Consider the following 17,815-nt stretch of genomic DNA (forward strand, 5'->3'; position numbering starts at 1 on the left):
CATTATGCTTCTAGCAATCCCATGCCGATCGCACGTCCGGTTTCTTTTGCGTTGAGGTAACAAGTGGCGGAGTGTGACTCCCATCCGTTATATACCAACAGATCGAGAATCGCACCAAATTTAGGAGCTAATTCTTTTTCCAATGCCACAATGTCCCCTTGATCAGCAACATTAAACCACTGTTTTACGTTTGGGTATATTCCTCGACCAAACTCAGGAGCAGGTGTAAGCACATCAAACACAATCGGGGACACGCCAAGTGGAGATCCCAATGTTATTAGCGTCTCTACATTCCATTCTGGATGCGCGCACAGACATTCGTAAGCAATCACTGATCCAAGTGAGTGTCCGATGATGACTCTAGTATCTGGTGAAACTTTTTCGATGACCCGTTGCTGAATGACTTCTTTCCTCTCTGCATTGTGGAGATACTCCCGCACCTGCTTCAACAGAAATAGAACAGCGCGCTCACCGCCAAGCTTGTGAAAGTACTTCGACTTTGCCAATTGACCCAGTGCGTGTTGAATCATGCGTGGAGTTCGCCCTCGCCCTTCAAAATCCGGGCTTTCAATTGTGAGATCTTCACCTAAATCATCAGGCTGCGGCTGACCACGATTGATCTGCGAAAGTTTAGCCGCTTCACGCCACCACTCTAGAAGCAGTGCGATCTCCCACTCATTTTGAACATCTGCTGCGGTCAGCCTAGGAAGCCCCCCTGCTCGTGTTCCTTCTTGGCGAAACAAAGCACCATAAGCTGCGATCGCAAAATCTTCTGGCTGAATGCGCGAAAAGCCTGCTTCTTCAAGTCCACCTTGAATCGCAGGTAACCACTTGTGTTCAATTTCGGGAGCAGTTAGGTGTGTATGAGCTATTCCGTGAATTCCAACAATCTTCATGAGAAACTAAGGGTGAGTCACTATTCTTTCATCGTCCCTTTCTTATACTACTTTGCAAAAATCTGCAGCGATGGCTGAAGAATAACTAGCCGTACTCATTTCGCAGCAGGTTTTCGGCTGTACTTTGTCATTGATGAGGGTTTTGAGCGGTTTCCAGGAACTAAGCCAATCATGACGGCATTGTGTTTAGCATTCTCGATTTGAGGATCAACAGGCAATTGATCAACCCAAAAGCTCTCTTGTAGAGAATATAAAGCATGTTTCGCAATCACTGGCTGCGAAGATTCTTCAGGGCTTCTTCGTGGTGCTTTTGGGGATGATCCACCTGCATGAATGCTGCGTAAATCTAGAACAAGCAGAAATGCAATGTGATCGCGCATTGCTGCATAGGTATCCACTTGAGCAATGTAATGATCGTGAATATGCTGTCGATCAATTGTTCTGTACTCTGCTTTCACCTCGATCGGGAATTCGCACTCCTGAAATTTGAGTCCACTGTCACTTCGTCCTCCTCCAATTCCAGTGATTTCGTAACCAGCGGATCGTCCATAACACAGTCGCAAGCGATCAAATACGTCCTTTTGCAAGTCATCTTCTGTCGCTTGCTGCCCTTTTCCTGGCTGTTCTTTCTTCATTTCGTGAGCCGCTAGGGTGTACAGAGGCAGATCATCACGAATCTGCTGGACGATTTGAATCAGGTTCACGCAAACTTGTGTAAGCCGATGCCACTGCTGTGCTGGGTAAGGATGAATTTGATCTCTAATCGTGTTCAACAACATTCGAGCAGTCATATCGACTTGCGGATCGTTGCCCAGCAGATGCGGATTATCGATCGCGAGCGGCAGTGAGGGGAAATTATAACGTTTCCCCCACTCCGAAATTTGACCAGATTCTACTGCCTCAGCGATCCCTTTCAAAAAAAAATCAGGCTCTTCTCCGAGTTGCTCTGCTGCCGCAGCGATTTTTGCTAGAGCCTCTGAGCTAAAATTTTGGCTGACCTGGGCGCTTCTCAATCCCTCAGTATAAATTGCTCTGAGACCTTGTGCGATCTCGTCATTGCCCTGTGCAGCGATGTACCGTTCAATCACTTTCTCAAAGCGAACTTGTTGAATCGATCGCATCACAATGCTTCCAAGTCGAGGCGCAACCAATTGAGGAGTCAAGACTGTAAGAATTGAATCAAGTCGCCCCAAATTTTGCTCATCTCGATGCAGAAGCAGTGCGTAAATTGCTGCTAACTCGACTAATGCTTCATCAAAATTCGTCCATTCATCAACTTGATTAATCGATAAGACGATGCGATCGAACAAATCAGCGACTTGCATAATTCGTAGCATTAGCATCTGTTCAGTCTGAGTTCGATACCCATACCACGACTGGACATACGCATTGTTTACTAATGCAACTAACGCAACCTTCTTCTCATGAATTCTGATCGAGACTTCTGATCGAGACGAATCATTGAGGTGAAAATACTCCAGAATTAAGTCCAGTAGAAGTCCGTACGCCGCTGCATCTTCGCGCTGCTCCGCACATGCCTCCGCTCGCTTAAAAAATAATCGAGCAGCTTGTAGTTGTTCGTCTAAATTCTTCAACGTGTTTGCTAGCATTGCATCTGCAAAAGTAATCAGGGCTTGCTGATAGAATGCTTCTGCCTGTACATCCAGGTCATCTACTTGATTCATTTCAGCCAGCTTCTTCCGAAGCTTTGGATGATCCTGGGTTGTTACGAGTTGTCCTACGATCTTGGCGGCAGCAATTAACAAGTATGTGGATTCTGTACCATTAAGCCGATAAAGAATGCTTAAGACATCAGGTTCCGCATAGATATTTCGCTTCGCAAGCAATCCTAAAGCCTTGAAAATTTCAACATAGAGAAACTCATCGTCCGAGTTTGCCTTCAATGCGGTCACTAAAGCATCGGAAGCACGATGGTCTTCATCCGAGGCGAGCGTCGCGATCGCAAACGCCACCCGTTGTTTCACGATCGCATGATCCGCAATTTCTAATGCTTTTATCAAAGCGCCAGTTTCAACGGCATCTGAAGAGCGGGATTGTAATGCTGCCATGACCCAAGCATCGACGCGCTCATCTGTTTCTGCGCCAGGGAGCATCAAGGTTAATTCAAAATGGGCAGTTGTCCAGTCAATTCCCGTCATGATCGTTATTTTCAATCGTTAAGATGCAGCAATACGATCGCGCAACTGACTAAAATACAAATTTACCTGCTTGAGTTCCATAGATCTTGGAAGGGTCAGTCGCTTGCTCGAACTCCGATCGTGCCGTGAAGCAGATCACTTGTACTTCTTTATAGTACTCTTGATCAAGTTGATGCAAGGCAGTTGCTAAAGCGCGACAATCATCTTCCACCATTTCAGACGAGGCAATTTGGTCAATGAGTAGAAAACCTGGGTGGCGACCAATTCCTGGGTGGCGACCAATCCGCATCATTGCAATAAAAAACGCTAGCCTGACGCGCAGGCGCTCTCCAGAATTATGAATTGCGGTAAATGCCATCGGCACTTCATGTTTCCATAACTTGAGCCTTCCAACAGAAGAACACGAAATGTTTGTGATACTTTCAGTTCCAAATTGTTCCGCCAAATGCTGAGTTTGTGCGCTTAGTCGTTGCAAAATCGATAAGTTCAGTTTTTCCGCCTCTTCACATAGAATTTTGCGACATTTCTCTGCGACTTTAGCCGCCAGTTCTGCTTGTTCACTACCTGTGTTTGAAGTCATGAGCATCTGTTGGAGTCCAGCAATCTGTGCCTCTAGAGTGCCGCTCTGCTGATACAGACTCACAAGACGAGCTTCTTCTTCAGCACTTAGGGCGACTCCTTCATATCCCTGGGCTGCAACATTGGCTAACAACTGACGCTCTTGATTAAGATTTTCTTGCTGCTGATGGAACTGTTTGAGTTGGTGGTTTAGCCCACTTCTCAATTGTTCTGCTGAACGTGCTTGTTCGTCCCAGTAAATCGCTTTTTTATTCAACTCAAGAATGGCTTCTGGTGAGGCAGGGTTCGCAGGTTTACGACAAAGCCGACAGGTGTGAGTTTCTTGTTCCAATACGATTGATTGTTCTTCTACATCAGCATCACAATTTGGGCAAATTGTGACTTCTAATCCAGTCAGATTAAGCTTATAGGTGATCGCTTCTCTCAGGTTTTTCGCCATTGCGTGCGATCCCTTAATTTCTCGCGTCGCCTGAAAGATCTGTTCATCAAGCTCAGCGACTGCATTGGCAAGTTCAAGAATACGAGCATCGATCTCACGAACTCGCTGTGCTGGCGCACCTTCCTGAAAAGCCTTAAATCTAGCTCGTTGTTCTTGTTGAATTGACGCTGCTTCACGACGGGATGATGAAAGTTTCTGCTCTAATAAATTGATCTCTGCCTTTACTTGTTGCACTTGGTCATTGTTCAGTTTCTGCTCTTGCTTTTTTACTCTAGATGCAACATGAAGCTGGTTAATTGGCGTTACCAGGCGTAGCCCCAAGAATGTGGACAAAATTAACCCTTCTTGATTCCCGATCGCATGTTCTGAATCGCAGAGTAAGTAATCATGGCTACTGTCTGGCAGTAACATGGCTTGAAAAAACGTTTTCCAAGTTGTGTTTCGCGTGGTGATCCCAAAAGATGGGCTTGAATGAGTCCAGCTCAGTGCTTGAATTTCAAACCGCTCAAAAAAGAAGTGCTGCAACCGTTCCTGCAAAGAGTCACTCCCCACTGCATCAAAAAAATAGTTCGATCGTTCAGCAAGTGCTTCTAATCGCCGATCCTCCTCCCCAAAGACCAAAATGCCACGAAGGTTCTCAGGACTCCGATTGATGTAGACGGTAAAGCGATCGTGCCCAATGGAGAACTGCAACCAAATCCGGTGAATCCAAGACTTAACTTCCAGGTCATAATTACCATCGTCCCCGGTTAGGGCAAATTTGATCGTCTTCATGACCGATGATTTGCCTACGCTATTGTCTTGAACAAGCAAAATGTTAACGCCAGATTGAAATTGCTGATCGTACCGAAAAGGCTGTGGACTGGATTCGCCGCGTAGCTTCTTCTCACCTTCAAAAATTAGACGCTCTACTACTAGGCGGGGTGTAGCTTGAGATGAAGGAATAATAGACAAATCCAGAGTAGAAAGAGTTTGCTCAACCAACTCACGAGAAATGCGTTCTCGATACATTGAGTTGAAACTGGAATGGACTTTCTCAACCAATGTCTCGATCGACGATGGACTTTCCGAAAACTCAGCATTGTGCTCAACAGGATTAAAGTTACTCAAAATTGACTCCTATCGGTTCTTCAAACGTTTGTTCAAAATGGCTGATTAATTCCGTCGGAGACAGATCGGGGATCATTTCTGAAAGCTGAGCATTCTGGTAGGGTGCATGGGTGTACTGACGATTTTTAAGCTGCTCTGCTGAAAATTCGCCGAAGTATTTGTCAATTAGTTGAATTCGCTTTTCATACCAAGCAGCGTGGGGAATATGGCTAACGAGATGGGTCACAACGGTGTCAACCTTGTCAGTCAGAAAATAATACTTCACAGGGCGAGCATTACCTCGTGGTTCGGTTCGGCTATAAACGAGTTGGCGACTGTACCACCATGCTTCTACTCGATCGAGCCGCTCATATGCCCCCCGAAAAAATTTGCGGTAGAGATCAGTACGACGATCTGGCTCTTGGTCACTCAGAATGCCTCGAACAAGCTGTTTAATTTCCTCACCGTCAGATGCAGCAGGGACTCTCAGCCGATAAAGTTCGATTAGTTCGTAGGAAAAGTAAGTGGGATACCGCAGTAGAAAGTCTAATTTTTGCAGCTTATACTCAGGTGTAAAATAGCGTACTACCGGATAGGTTGGATAGCATTGAAGTTGAGCGCAAAAGTCATCGATCGCCACACCAAACTGATTGAGAATGAGCAGCAAACGCGCTGCATCTACCTCAGTATGACGAATATCCTGCCAACCTCCACCTGCGAATAATGCCATCAAATCGGTGCGATAAAGATTACGTATCGAAGGTATCTTTTAGCATACGAAGCATGGAAATTTTATGCCCTTTAAGGTTCTTTTCAGATTTGAGGACACTAAAGGGTCACTCTGAAGTAGATCAAAGCTGCCAATATCTGAGTTGCCCACCAAAGAAGCTATCGATAGTATCTGAGAAAATAGTCTTTTGACCTATTACCATAGATTTATTTCTATATCAATCCGGTAGGGTAGCTGAATTCTTATTTGACTAGTGCAGAGTATAGTCAATACTCTGTGGCAGTAAGGCAGATCTTGCAAAAACGCTAACTTAAAGTAGCAATTTATAGCTTTTACTATTCAGCGTTCTTTAGCGAATTAAACGCTCGCTTCGCTGCAATTTCTGCGCGTTGCGATGTGACCTTTTGATACCGTAGCGTGGTCTCGATCTTCTGATGCCCCATCAATGCTCTCAATTCCTCCAGCGAAATTAAGCCCACGCGCTCAGTCGCAAAGGTGTGGCGTAAATCGTGCATTCTGATGTCGGCAAGCTCAGATGCGGGGGCAATTAATTCCGTCCAGCGATCGTGAACTGTTCGGTAGTGAAGTCGCGAAACTTCTTTCGTAAAAGGCTGCTGAGCCGTGAAAAGTGCAGTGTGGGTAGAATGCCGTTCATATTTGAAATAGTCAGCAAGGGCTTGGGCGGCATCGTCGCTGTAGTAACACCAGCGTTGACGGTTCCCTTTACCGATCACCTGAAACTTCTGCTGAGCAAGATTTACGTTTTTCAGGTCAAGTGCCAGTATTTCAGCAATCCGTGCGCCCGTGCGGTGAAGGAGATGGACGATCGCATTCATCCGAAGATCAGATTGGACTGCTCCATACAGCACGACCAGTTGATCGGGTGTGAGGTAACGAATGATCGTATCCGTGCTGTGTTCACCTTTTGACGCATCCGGCTTGCGACGTTTGAGTCGAGCGATCGGGTTGTGAGCAACGTACCCTTGCTCCACCGCAAAATTGAACAGGGCTTGAATAATAGATTGATGCCGATGATGGGTGGTGTAGGAGATTTGGGTTAAGCCGTTCAGATACTCGGAAACGGTCTGGCGAGTCAAAATCTCGATCGCGAAACTTCCATATTCAGCCAGAAACGGTAACAGGGTTGATTCGTAGGACTTGACCGTGGCAGGCGACAGTCCAGGGCGTTGTAAAAATTGAGTCGTTATTGCGGCAACTGATACAGGGTTTCGAGAGTTCATAATCTTCCTCTTGATGAGTCAGAAACGCTAATCTATACTTCTAGAATCCACCGTTTTAGGCAGTGTTCTGTGTCTACTTCAGCTTCTGAATTGGCTCCTAACCCAGAAGAATCGCTTGCCGACTACGTGCGGCGGCAGCGAGAACGGCTGGGATTGAGCCAGAAAGAACTGGCAGAGCGAGCGGACATCCATCTTCAAAGTGTAGGCAAAATCGAGCGAGGACAGACGCAGCGATTAAAGCAGCAACCAAAAAATGGGTTAGCGATCGCGCTTGGCATCCCAACAGAATATTTGGACGCAGTTTGTCGGAAAGTGCCTGTACATGCAATCGCAGCTTTGAAGTTTTGTCCAAGTTGCTGGATACCTGGAACGTCTCCTGATCCGCTATGGACAGAACCACGATCGAAGTTTTGCTGTTTATGCGGAACTCAATTGCGCGATCGCTGTGCTGGGTGCAACTCTCGCTTGACCTCGCATCAATTCAGATTTTGTCCGCACTGTGGGAGCAGCTATAAACAAACTCCTCGCCAATAAGAAGCGTGGAGAGATGTAATCAAGCTGTTACAGTGCTCCTACCATTCTTTCAGTACCTTTGTTGGTGCTTGATCATTTTTGTTAAACGCATCCCGCACTCGCAGCTTTTGTGAGTCCATAGCGATGATGCAATCGCAAACTTTTTCTCGCATCCTGGGCATTTTGAGAGCAAGCGAAGTTTGTGGTCTGCACAACCTGAAACAGAATCGAATTGCCACTTGAGACGATGGTAGCAAGCTTGAACACAGCAGGCAGCACAGAGTCGAATCGTCCTTGCCATGAACTTCTTTCGCTCAGATTCTGGTGGGAATGCTTCTGCTAGTTTGTCGATCGATTCTCCACAGAATTGGCTGAGAATTTGTAATTCCGTCTCTGTTGGGAATGGGTTGAACCGAAATTTTTCCCATCTGTTGAGAACAACGCCTAATTCCAATGCTTGGCTGAGACTACTTGGAGCAGATACCGCGTTTTGAAGACGCAAGCGATACAAATAGCTCGCAATACTTTCACCCTCAAAAAGCGATGCTTGCCAAAGCGAAATCGATTCTGAGCTATCTTCGATAGTCTGTTGATAGTCTGTTAAATCAGATTCACCTGGTATTATTTCAGACATACAAATTGGTTGATTGCGAAAGAACTTCGAGATAGACCGCGTCTAATCTGCTTTCTTCCGTACCATGACTTTTGGTTTCTTCCGTTTTCCGAGTTGTTTCACTAAATTTGTCCGACTCAACTCTAAGTTCGGTTTATCCAGTTTCACTGTGGCAATTTGACGAACAATCTCATAGAGAGCTTCGCGCAATCCGCCAGATTTTTCGTGGAGAAACTTTAATACTTCGGGGTCTGATGCTAGATTCAGACGCTGCTCTCCTAAGAAAAGCTCTTCCCAATCCTCAATCATCTCAATGACATCTTGCCGTTCCAGACGAGGAAATTCATGAACCTCTAGAAAGGAATCGTGGATGCGAATATATGGAAAACTATTGCGTCCGAGAAGCTGCTCTAAATAGGGTGTTCCAACAAGAATGATAGAAATGGGAGCTTTTTTGGCACAATCGACCAGTTCATTCAGGGATTCTAGGGCGAAATAGTCGGCATGATTGAGAATGAGAATTTTCGTGCCGTATTTTCTTAATGTATCGATTGTGCGATCGCGGCGATCCTTCAGTGGACCTACGTGAGCGAGGGGATGACTGCAAGCAGTTAAAATCGCGCCATACAAATCCTTCGGACCACCATATTGTTCAATTTCTGCATAAATCACCGATACAGGCAGCAAAAACTTTCCACGTCGCTGCTTCACTCGTTCCATCTGATAATAGCGACAAACTTTATGTAGCCCCGTTCCCTCTGGCGCAATCACGTAGCCGCAACTTTTACGATCGCGCTGGTCATCAAGCCACCGGAAAAACTCCTCGTCACTCTCCAACACGTAATACGTATCTGCTTTTCCAAGCCGCTCAAACTCGGCTTGCTGTTCTGGCGATCGACGGAGTGATTCAGCGGGCTGAGATTCTTGAGGGGGAGTAGGTTGAAGACGATTACTATCGTAGGCTGGGTTGATCTGAGACATAGAGTATTTTCAGAGTACGATTCGACGGATTGAAATAGCCTTCCTGCTTGAAAGATTAAAAGGTCAGCACAAGCTTGTCAAACAGCAAGGCTTGGACTTCCTACCAGCTAGAATTGATGAACTCTCCCCAATCTTGAATGCCGCGTCTCGATCGCTTTCTCGTATTCGCAGGATTGTGATCAGTGCTTTTCTGCTGAGAGGATGGCTCCGCAACAGTTTCAGGGGAAATAGATAATGGAGAAACTGGGTCACTTGATTCGATCACAGTCTTCTCCTGCACTGATGCTAGCGCGGCAGTGTTCGAATCCTGCGGTGTCAATTCTTCAGGCGTTTGACTCTCTGGGAACAACTCATCCACTTTAGATTGATTGGTTTCTTGAGCGCGTTCCTCGTGAGCTTTTTTGCGCCGCCTTCTTTTCGATTTGCGTTTGGTTTCAATGAAATTATTCAACATGAAACGTTCCCGCAATAGAGCCGTCTGGTCAATCTTACTCTCCTGCTCAAGAAACTTTTTCTTCCTCCATTTCAATTCCGAAAGTGAAAGCCGTTGAATTTCTGCATCTCTAGCCTCGACTATCCCAATGTATTCCCCAGGTAGACCGTTGTTGGAATAGGTGTAAGCAATCAACCGAATAACATTGCGCTGGTCATATCGTAAGCATATATAGTCACCTTGATAACCTGCCAAACATTCCCCTTTGTACACTAAATTCAGAAAGTTCACACATCCGTACTTCTCAACTCTTCTGCGAGTAGCTTTCAGCAAGCAGATGTCTAACTGGCGTTCGTCAAGTTCTTCAGGATCTAGCAGCAGTGAGGTTTTCCAGCGCTCAATTCGAGGCTGAGCTAACCCACGACCGTAAGTGTGTCTGTTGTAATGATCCACGAAGTATCTGACAAGAAGAATTTCTAACTCTTGGATTTTTACAGCAGCAGACTTTTCTGCCTCTGGTGGGCGATCTTCAACACAGGAGCCAGTATATCCAGGTAACATCGATAGAAGTTCTTTATTAATCTTGTCAAAAATGGTTTCGATTAACCCTCCTGCTGATGGAAACGCACGTAAGCGACGCTGAAATCCTAACTGAAGCGACACAAGCTTCATATGCTCAGACTTGAATTCTCTAGCACGATCAGTGACAACGTAGTCAGGAATGCCGTAAACATGCCATTTTTCTGTTAGTTCGTACTCAGGTCCGTACTCTTTAGGCAACATCGCATGACGCAAGGCGAGAGCGACTTCGTGCGAGCCTGCTGCTTCTAGTCCGAGATAGAAGCCAACAACACAACCGGAGTAGCTATCCATCACCAACGTGAGATAAGGGCGACCGATCACCTCGCCGTTTTCATCCACAATAAAAATGTCAAGTTTTGTATGGTCGATCTGCCAGACTTGATTACTATGCGTCAGTACAAGAATGTCATCCGTTGTCTGAACAATTTGTCTTTCCGCGGGTGATCCTGGATGGCGAACGCGCCTTTCTTCCTGAGCAAGGTAACACTTGATCACTTTGTATACGGTTGGACAAGACGGATGTTTGCCAGCAACAAGATCTTCAAGAACCTTTGGATAGTTTTTAAACTTCTCCTCGTAATCTTTTCCTCGAAGTTTTTTACCTTCTGAAGTCAATGTGACCAAGTGCTGATGAACCTGACTTCGATTCATCCGAGAGCCATCTTTCTGTCCCCATTTGTAGATTGAGGCAATGAAATCGAACCACTGCTTAGGAATGACGAACTGCCCCTTGTTTTTCCGCCCAGCCGCTAAGCTAGTAACTCCATAGGATTGAAGTTTTTTTAACTTATTCTTGATGGTTCTCTTGCAACATTGCAAGCCGATTACCGCCTTGTCGATCGCTTCTCTTCTTGCTTTTCGATTAGTTGCCTGCTGAATGGCATCAATGAAATCAATCTCCCTCTGAATATCGGGAGTAATTTCATTCAGCAAAAAATATGGCAACTGCTCGCCCTCGGACGAAATAATCGTGGGCACTTCGATGTCTTCAAAGGAATTTGTGTTTGAGACAGCAGATAAATCGAGAGTATTCTGCATATTTGGAGAATTTTCAGAAAAAGGAAAGAATTCAATTTAACGAATTTTCAGAAAAAGGAAAGAATTCAATTTAACAATCTTAAGAAGATAAAAAGACACAAAAAAGCCTGAAATGCTATCTGAAAAAGCACTTCAGGCTCTAAGTCGCAATTTAAGAATTGGAAAAAATCGCTTTAAGGATTGGAAAAAAACGATTTAATGGACAAAATTTGTCGAATAACACTTTATTCTGCTAGCAATTTGCTGTTCTTTCAATCTACACATAGAGCAATCCGATTTGAGTTGTGAAATCCGGGAACGCTCCTAAATTCTCTATGCTGAGGGACTGAGAAGTCTCAAAATTCCCAGTTTCAAAGTCTCCAAAATTTGGGGGATTTAGGAAACACAACAGATCGTGCATTTCACGATTAATTTGGGACTGCGGTATAAGGAAATTGTGTTTCGTAATGGAGAAGTTAAGCAGATCGTTGTGCAGGGTTAGGGCTGGAATAGCTGTTTAGGAATTTCTCTTTGATCACTTTGCAATGAACGTGAATATCCTAGTTGCTGAGCTTTTCGTGCAAGCCCTTCTTGTGGGCTAAAAACTTTAGCATTCCAGATATCATGACAGACTGCCCAATATATTCTGTTAGATCCAGAGTTATAGCCGAATACATCGCCACCAGGATTCAGGTAGTGAAGGTAAATGAGCTCGTCATTCGGTGAAGAGGTGAATGCTACAAAAGGTTGGCTGGTTGAGCAATAAACCCATCGTGAGGTTTGTTCAGTCTTAGAGTCGTTACCTGTAAATTGAGTTTCAACTTCAATTGTGTAGAGCTGATTTGCTGCTCCACCCAGCTGATTTTGATGGACTAATGTTCTGCTCAGTAAAGATGATTCCCAGCAAGTACCTTGGCGACATCCCGAATCAAGAACTTGTTTAGGTTGTGCGATCGCGGGAAGAGAGACAGTCAAAATGCTCGAAAGCGTGATGAATTTGAGAATGCTCATTATGAGACTACTGAAAACACTTTAGTAATGGCTTAGACTTTCTGGGTAGATTGGCCAAACCCAATACTAGCGGACATTGTAGCGCAGATATACCCAAGTCTAGCTACCATCCAGAAACTTTCACAAACTGAGAGTACAGTCGATGAAAGTACAGTGAACAGTTCGGTTCATTGAACGGATGGCAAGAACCCTAGCAGTAAGCTGCAATATCTTCACCACAGACATCTGCTAAGTAACACAGTGCTTTGAATCGTAATCCTACGAGTTGTTCGTAGAACGGGTTCAGTTTGCACATCGGCGGAATGTGAAACAAAACGCGACCGAAGAAGCGGACATCACGTTCAAACGGGCATTGGGCAGGAATGAGGCGACAGAAGAAGTGAGCAGTTTCAGCGGTGTGAATTTCAAGATTGTCGAGTTTTTCAGCGATCGGACGGAGAAGGGAAGCTGCAAGTTTGTGAAGTGTAGGGTACAACATGACTGATCTCCTGAGCTGTGAGGTGTTGGGGATTTGTCTCTGCTACTGACTTATACGGTTGAACTGGATGGTTTATGCAAGGTGACTTGGAAGACTTTGAGCTTCAGAGATGGTACAACAGAGAGCGCTACTTGAAAATTTTGGCACTGGACGGATATCAAATTGAACATTGTCGATCGACAGCTGCAGATGTTGATGGAGGGAGCAGAGTGTTCTACCTTTTTCTAAGCAGTGCGCGAACAGCTTTGCTGTGCCAAAGGCAATGTTCTCAAAATGGAGTGAGTTGGTATCGCGGAGACGTTATCCTGAACCTTGTAGGTTGGACTCTAGATTATGTTGCGGCTCAGTGAAATAAAGCTCCCGTTAGATCATACCGAAGCGGAAATTGAAAGCGCCATTCTCGACATGCTGCACCTTAGGGCAGAAGAATTGGTTGGGTATTCCATTTTTAAGCGCAGCTATGATGCCCGCAATCGAGGGGAGAAGATTACTGCGGTCTATATTCTGGACGTAGAAATCAAGCAAGAAAAACGAGTACTGCAACGGTTTAAGAAAGATCCGCGGGTGAAAGAGACACCGGATATGAGCTATCGTTCCGTGGCTCACGCGCCGCAAGGATTTACAGAGCGACCGATCGTCATTGGCACAGGGCCTTGTGGGATGTTTACGGGACTGATGCTGGCGCGGATGGGATTTCGCCCGATTCTGCTGGAGCGGGGAAAACAAGTCCGCGATCGCACGGCCGATACGTTTGGCTTTTGGAAAAAGAGAGCTGACTTTAATCCAGAATCGAATGCCCAGTTTGGCGAAGGCGGAGCAGGAACTTTCTCCGATGGCAAACTCTACAGCCAAGTTCGCGATCCGCAACACTATGGGCGGAAAGTGTTGACAGAATTAGTCAATGCGGGCGCTTCACCGGAGATCCTGTATGTAAATCGTCCGCACATTGGGACATTTAAGCTGGTGGGAATCGTTGAGAAGATGAGAGCAACGATCGAATCCTTGGGCGGTGAGATTCGCTTCCAAAGCCGAGTCGAAGAGGTCTTGATTGAAAATCGGCAAGTGCAGGGCGTTCGCTTAGAGAGTGGAGAAATCCTCGAAAGTCGGTATGTGGTGCTCGCGATTGGACACAGCGCTCGCGATACGTTCCAAATGTTGTTCGATCAAGGTGTTTATATTGAGCCGAAACCGTTCTCGATCGGCTTCCGGGTTGAGCATCCGCAGCCCGTGATTGATCGCGCCCGATATGGACAATATGCAGGCGATCGACGATTGGGGGCAGCAGATTATAAGTTAGTGCATCATGCCAAAAATGGGCGATCGGTGTATAGCTTCTGTATGTGTCCCGGTGGATTAGTCGTTGCTGCGACTTCAGAGCCAGGGCATGTTGTCACAAATGGTATGAGCCAGTATTCTCGCAATGAACGTAATGCTAATAGTGGGATTGTCGTTGGCATTTCGCCCGAAGATTATCCAGAGGGGCCTTTAGGAGGGATTGCCTTGCAGCGACAGTTAGAAAAGCGGGCGTTTGAGTTAGGGGGCAGAACCTATGAGGCTCCAGGGCAGTTAGTCGGAGACTTTATTGCCGATCGTCCGTCGCGCGAATTTGGCAGTGTGTTGCCGTCCTATGCGCCGGGTGTGCGGTTAGGAGATTTGGGATCGAGCTTACCAGAGTACGCGATCGCGGCAATCCGCGAAGCTCTCCCCGCCTTTGAAAAACAAATTGCAGGGTTTGCGATGCCCGATGCGGTTCTGACGGGTGTAGAAACTCGAACCTCTTCCCCGATTCGGATCAAGCGTGGGGAAGATGGGCAGAGTGTGAATACTCAGGGTTTGTTTCCAGCGGGAGAAGGCGCAGGCTATGCAGGCGGAATTCTTTCAGCAGGAATTGACGGCATTAAGACGGCGGAAGCGGTAGCGTTGCGGATGCTGGCGACTTAAGCGCACAGATCAATACCGTTGCAGCAACCGCGATCGCTCTTTCTTCATTCCACCAGGGAGAGGCTTGCCACCATTGCCAGAGGGGAAGACTGCCTTTACTGAGATTGCAGCGGTTACAGACTGCGACTAAATTTGACATGACATTCCTGCCCCCTTTGGATTCAGCCACGATGTGATCCAAGGTGAGAACTTGGGGAGTACGTCCACAGTAGGCACAGGCTCCATTGAATCGTTGTTTGATTCCAGATTTGAGCTTGTGCTTTTGGGATTTCCGCCCGAGTTCTCGAAAGGGGGGCTTTGAATTCATGCGCTTAATTTCATCCCTGTTTTGTTTTTATCTTGGTTTTGTGCAGATGCGACTTGCAGAAGTAGAGTTTAAGAGTAACTCAGTGAGTGTGAAAGGTGAAGTAGATTCATCTATGGTTGAGAGCGAATGGATTGAGGAGGCTCACTGGTCACAGTAGTAGCACGATCGTGGGCGGTTCCCCTCTTGTATACACGATTAAAAGCGACTGAATCATTCAGTAGGTGCGCTCGTAAAAGCAATGCGCTCCATCGGGCGATCGTTGCAATTGCTTGAGGTTGCTTTAGAGTGGGTCGGCTTGGATCACGGGGATTATCTTGATTGGTCATGCTGTAGTGATTTGCCCCCTTGATGATAATGAGTGCCTTTGGCGGCGTTTGAATGTGCTTGTAAAATTGCCTGTGCATATCCCCGGAAAGCACTGATTCTGAATCGCGCCTAATCCGACATAACCACCGAGCGAGTGCCCTAATAGTCCTAGTTTGGTTGTGTCAACTCGGTTCGCGAGACGGGATTTAGAATTTGCATTTTCGGCAATCATCTGTTTGAGCACATCGTTAACTTGCTGTTGTTCTGCTGCGAACCCGGTGAAGCAAATGCGTGCTTGGTATTGCAAGATGTATTGATGATGATACAGGCATAAGTCAAAGCAGCATAAATAGGCTTTCTCATAATTTTGCTCCTGAATACGAGCAATCAGTTCTTCTAGTTTGATGAAATTGCTCAGTGAATTCTACTGGGTTTATCAGGCTGAGGGAGTTCGTCAAACATGAGGGATGAGCTAAGCGGATAGGGATTCCGATTCAGTGCTTGGCGTGTCCAATGGTGAGGAAGCATGGAGAGCGATTTGCTCAGCGAGGAAGTATTTGGAGGCAGTGAAATTGTGAGCAGCACTGTTGCGATCGCGGACTAAACTCCCTGCCGCTTAAACCATGCTTGAAGCCGTTGCCATCCTTCGATCGCTTCTCTCTCCCGATAAGAGGGACGATAATCCGCAAAGAAAGCATGAGGTGCATCTGGATAAACAATGATTTCAGACTGGCTCTGCCCGGTTTTGAGTCGAGCTTGCATCTGTTGTACTGTTTCAAGCGGAATGCCTGTATCTTTGCCGCCGTACAGTCCTAGAACTGGAACCTTGAGCGATGCTGCAATATCGATTGGATGCTTAGGGGTGACTGGTGTTGCATCACCGATGAGGCGCCCGTACCATGCCACTCCTGCTTTGACTTGGGGACGATGTGCTGCATAGAGCCAGGTCATTCGTCCTCCCCAACAAAAGCCTGTGATTCCTAACCGTTCAGCATTTCCCTTGGCTGAGCGCACCGCCCAATTCACGGTTGCATCTAGATCAGACATGACTTGGGCATCTGGAACCTTGGCAACAATCGGACGAATTTGATCAATGCTGCTTAACTTTGAGACATCGCCTTGCCGGATAAATAATTCAGGTGCGATCGCGACATAACCTAACTTGGCAAATCGGCGGCAAACATCTTGGATATGCTCATGCACCCCAAAGATTTCTTGAATCACCAAAACAATTGGAAAATTAGAACCTGTCGCTGGCTGCGCTCTGTAAGCAGGAAGCTCGCCATCTGCAACGGGAATTTTGACGGCACCTACAATCAATCCCTTCGCGTCAGTCGTGATTGTTTTGGCTGAAATAGGTTGTACCGCTAGGGCAAACCCTGTTGCGAGAGTAGCAGTAGCAATGAATTTCCGGCGCGTAAACTCTTTCGTCATTTTTATAGCTGAGCAATTTCGCTCCGATTTTACTGGCTTGACGAAGTTAGCGATTCTAGCCTACGAGAGATATTCAGAAAATCGAACGGGGTTTTGTCAGTAAGAGAGGAGTGATGTTCCTGGATTAGTTATTGATTGATCGGCAAAGTTACTGTAAATGTCGTGCCAACATTCACCTCACTTGCGACGGAAATTGTTCCACCCGATTGCTCAATGACCTGTTTCACAATGGCTAGCCCTAACCCTGTTCCTGAAATATTGCCGACATTGCTTGCACGAAAAAAGGATTCAAACAGGTGTGCTTGATCAGTGGGAGAAATACCAATCCCTTCATCCTGTACCTGGATGATCACTGCTGCTGATTCACACTGCAATCGAAGCCGAACAGTGCTTTGAGGGGGAGAATATTTGATGGCATTGGAGAGCAGATTGGTGAGAACTTGGCGCAGCAATACCTCATTCACATGAACGCTCAGGCATTCTGCTGCACAGTCAAACTGAATTGTATGGTTAGCTCCCATACCAAACTTGATCTCTTCCACTAATTTGCGGCAGAACGGCTCAATAACAATCAATGTCATATTTGCCGTCGCCCCGATCGCTTCTGCTTTGCCCAATGCCAAGACATCATCGAGTAGAGCAGTCATTGTTCTGACGGCGATATGGATGCGTTGAGCAAAGTCGGCTCGCCGTTCTGGTGATAAGTCGCTTTTCTCTAGCAGTCGAGAGAACCCAAAAATGATATTGAGAGGATTGCGAAATTCATGGGACACCATTGAGACAAAGCGCGTTTTGATCTGTTTGAGTTCGCGTTCTTGTTCTAGGGCAGCTTGAAGTTGAAGGGAAAGTCGTCGCGATCGCAGTAAGATTTCCACTCGTGCCTGTAACTCTAACTTTTCGATTGGTTTGCTAATCAGTTCATCAACAGTTTGCCAGAGATGTCGCGTCACCAGTCTGATATCCGGTTGGAGCGTAATCAGCAAAACAGGCAAAAATACAGGTTGCTCTGCGTTTTTCCTCGCCTGTACCCATTCCCACAAATGGTGTAAGGCTGGTCCATCCAAAA

The 17,815-nt window shown here is 46.3% G+C and carries 17 protein-coding genes; 2 read left to right on the forward strand and 15 right to left on the reverse strand.

Annotated features, from left to right (window positions below; translation table 11 throughout):
* Positions 1 to 2: 2 nt before the first annotated feature.
* The 5 genes from J0L70_RS06860 to J0L70_RS06880 form a co-directional block, all read right to left on the reverse strand.
* The gene (locus tag J0L70_RS06860) at positions 3 to 896 is read right to left on the reverse strand and encodes a PGAP1-like alpha/beta domain-containing protein (RefSeq protein ID WP_287453726.1); all 894 of its coding nucleotides are present in this window, start codon (positions 894 to 896) and stop codon (positions 3 to 5) included.
* A 95-nt stretch (positions 897 to 991) separates the two neighbouring features.
* On the reverse strand, positions 992 to 3,055 hold the full coding sequence (locus J0L70_RS06865) for a hypothetical protein (protein ID WP_287453727.1): 2,064 nt from the start codon (positions 3,053 to 3,055) through the stop codon (positions 992 to 994).
* A gap of 49 nt (positions 3,056 to 3,104) precedes the next feature.
* Positions 3,105 to 5,183 carry a coiled-coil domain-containing protein gene (locus tag J0L70_RS06870; RefSeq protein ID WP_287453728.1) on the reverse strand — a complete coding sequence of 693 codons (2,079 nt, stop codon included), beginning with the start codon at positions 5,181 to 5,183 and terminating at the stop codon, positions 3,105 to 3,107.
* Positions 5,176 to 5,892 (reverse strand): hypothetical protein, encoded by a 717-nt coding sequence (locus J0L70_RS06875; RefSeq protein ID WP_287453730.1) that lies wholly within the window; start codon positions 5,890 to 5,892, stop codon positions 5,176 to 5,178. The genes J0L70_RS06870 and J0L70_RS06875 overlap by 8 nt, the downstream gene beginning before the upstream one ends.
* Positions 5,893 to 6,227: 335 nt before the next feature.
* Entirely contained in the window at positions 6,228 to 7,133 is a 906-nt protein-coding gene (locus tag J0L70_RS06880) for a tyrosine-type recombinase/integrase (protein WP_287453732.1), read from the reverse strand.
* 69 nt (positions 7,134 to 7,202) lie between these two features.
* Between J0L70_RS06880 and J0L70_RS06885 the strand changes: the two genes are divergently transcribed.
* Positions 7,203 to 7,667, forward strand: coding sequence for a helix-turn-helix domain-containing protein (locus tag J0L70_RS06885; RefSeq protein ID WP_287453733.1), 465 nt, complete (start codon positions 7,203 to 7,205; stop codon positions 7,665 to 7,667).
* Between the two features lie 49 nt (positions 7,668 to 7,716).
* Here J0L70_RS06885 and J0L70_RS06890 read toward each other — a convergent pair whose 3' ends face one another.
* The 5 genes from J0L70_RS06890 to J0L70_RS06910 form a co-directional block, all read right to left on the reverse strand.
* The gene (locus J0L70_RS06890) at positions 7,717 to 8,280 is read right to left on the reverse strand and encodes a TniQ family protein (RefSeq protein ID WP_287453735.1); all 564 of its coding nucleotides are present in this window, start codon (positions 8,278 to 8,280) and stop codon (positions 7,717 to 7,719) included.
* Positions 8,281 to 8,322: 42 nt separating this feature from the next.
* Positions 8,323 to 9,240 (reverse strand): AAA family ATPase, encoded by a 918-nt coding sequence (locus J0L70_RS06895; protein ID WP_287453737.1) that lies wholly within the window; start codon positions 9,238 to 9,240, stop codon positions 8,323 to 8,325.
* Between the two features lie 100 nt (positions 9,241 to 9,340).
* Complete coding sequence (locus J0L70_RS06900; protein ID WP_287453739.1) at positions 9,341 to 11,293, reverse strand: TnsB C-terminal domain-containing protein; 1,953 nt, start codon at positions 11,291 to 11,293, stop codon at positions 9,341 to 9,343.
* Positions 11,294 to 11,770: 477 nt separating this feature from the next.
* On the reverse strand, positions 11,771 to 12,283 hold the full coding sequence (locus J0L70_RS06905; protein ID WP_287453741.1) for a hypothetical protein: 513 nt from the start codon (positions 12,281 to 12,283) through the stop codon (positions 11,771 to 11,773).
* 190 nt (positions 12,284 to 12,473) lie between these two features.
* Positions 12,474 to 12,761 (reverse strand): Mo-dependent nitrogenase C-terminal domain-containing protein, encoded by a 288-nt coding sequence (locus tag J0L70_RS06910; RefSeq protein WP_017289553.1) that lies wholly within the window; start codon positions 12,759 to 12,761, stop codon positions 12,474 to 12,476.
* 333 nt (positions 12,762 to 13,094) lie between these two features.
* Between J0L70_RS06910 and J0L70_RS06915 the strand changes: the two genes are divergently transcribed.
* Positions 13,095 to 14,702: an NAD(P)/FAD-dependent oxidoreductase gene (locus J0L70_RS06915; RefSeq protein ID WP_287453744.1), complete on the forward strand. Its 1,608-nt coding sequence runs from the start codon at positions 13,095 to 13,097 to the stop codon at positions 14,700 to 14,702.
* Here J0L70_RS06915 and J0L70_RS06920 read toward each other — a convergent pair.
* The 5 genes from J0L70_RS06920 to J0L70_RS06935 all read right to left on the reverse strand — a co-directional run bounded on the left by J0L70_RS06920 (position 14,659) and on the right by J0L70_RS06935 (position 17,813).
* Positions 14,659 to 15,009, reverse strand: coding sequence for an HNH endonuclease (locus J0L70_RS06920; protein ID WP_268181656.1), 351 nt, complete (start codon positions 15,007 to 15,009; stop codon positions 14,659 to 14,661). The two genes, J0L70_RS06915 and J0L70_RS06920, sit on opposite strands and share 44 nt — an antisense overlap.
* Positions 15,010 to 15,119: 110 nt before the next feature.
* Positions 15,120 to 15,413: a hypothetical protein gene (locus tag J0L70_RS06925; protein ID WP_287453745.1), complete on the reverse strand. Its 294-nt coding sequence runs from the start codon at positions 15,411 to 15,413 to the stop codon at positions 15,120 to 15,122.
* Positions 15,332 to 15,622 carry a poly(ethylene terephthalate) hydrolase family protein gene (locus tag J0L70_RS32125; RefSeq protein WP_502711023.1) on the reverse strand — a complete coding sequence of 97 codons (291 nt, stop codon included), beginning with the start codon at positions 15,620 to 15,622 and terminating at the stop codon, positions 15,332 to 15,334. The genes J0L70_RS06925 and J0L70_RS32125 overlap by 82 nt, the downstream gene beginning before the upstream one ends.
* Positions 15,623 to 15,915: 293 nt before the next feature.
* Positions 15,916 to 16,749 carry a dienelactone hydrolase family protein gene (locus J0L70_RS06930; RefSeq protein WP_287453746.1) on the reverse strand — a complete coding sequence of 278 codons (834 nt, stop codon included), beginning with the start codon at positions 16,747 to 16,749 and terminating at the stop codon, positions 15,916 to 15,918.
* Between the two features lie 128 nt (positions 16,750 to 16,877).
* The gene (locus J0L70_RS06935) at positions 16,878 to 17,813 is read right to left on the reverse strand and encodes an ATP-binding response regulator (protein ID WP_287453747.1); all 936 of its coding nucleotides are present in this window, start codon (positions 17,811 to 17,813) and stop codon (positions 16,878 to 16,880) included.
* Between the last annotated feature and the right edge of the window lie 2 nt (positions 17,814 to 17,815).

Source organism: Leptolyngbya sp. UWPOB_LEPTO1 (assembly GCF_017302695.1).
GTDB lineage: Bacteria > Cyanobacteriota > Cyanobacteriia > Leptolyngbyales > Leptolyngbyaceae > Leptolyngbya > Leptolyngbya boryana.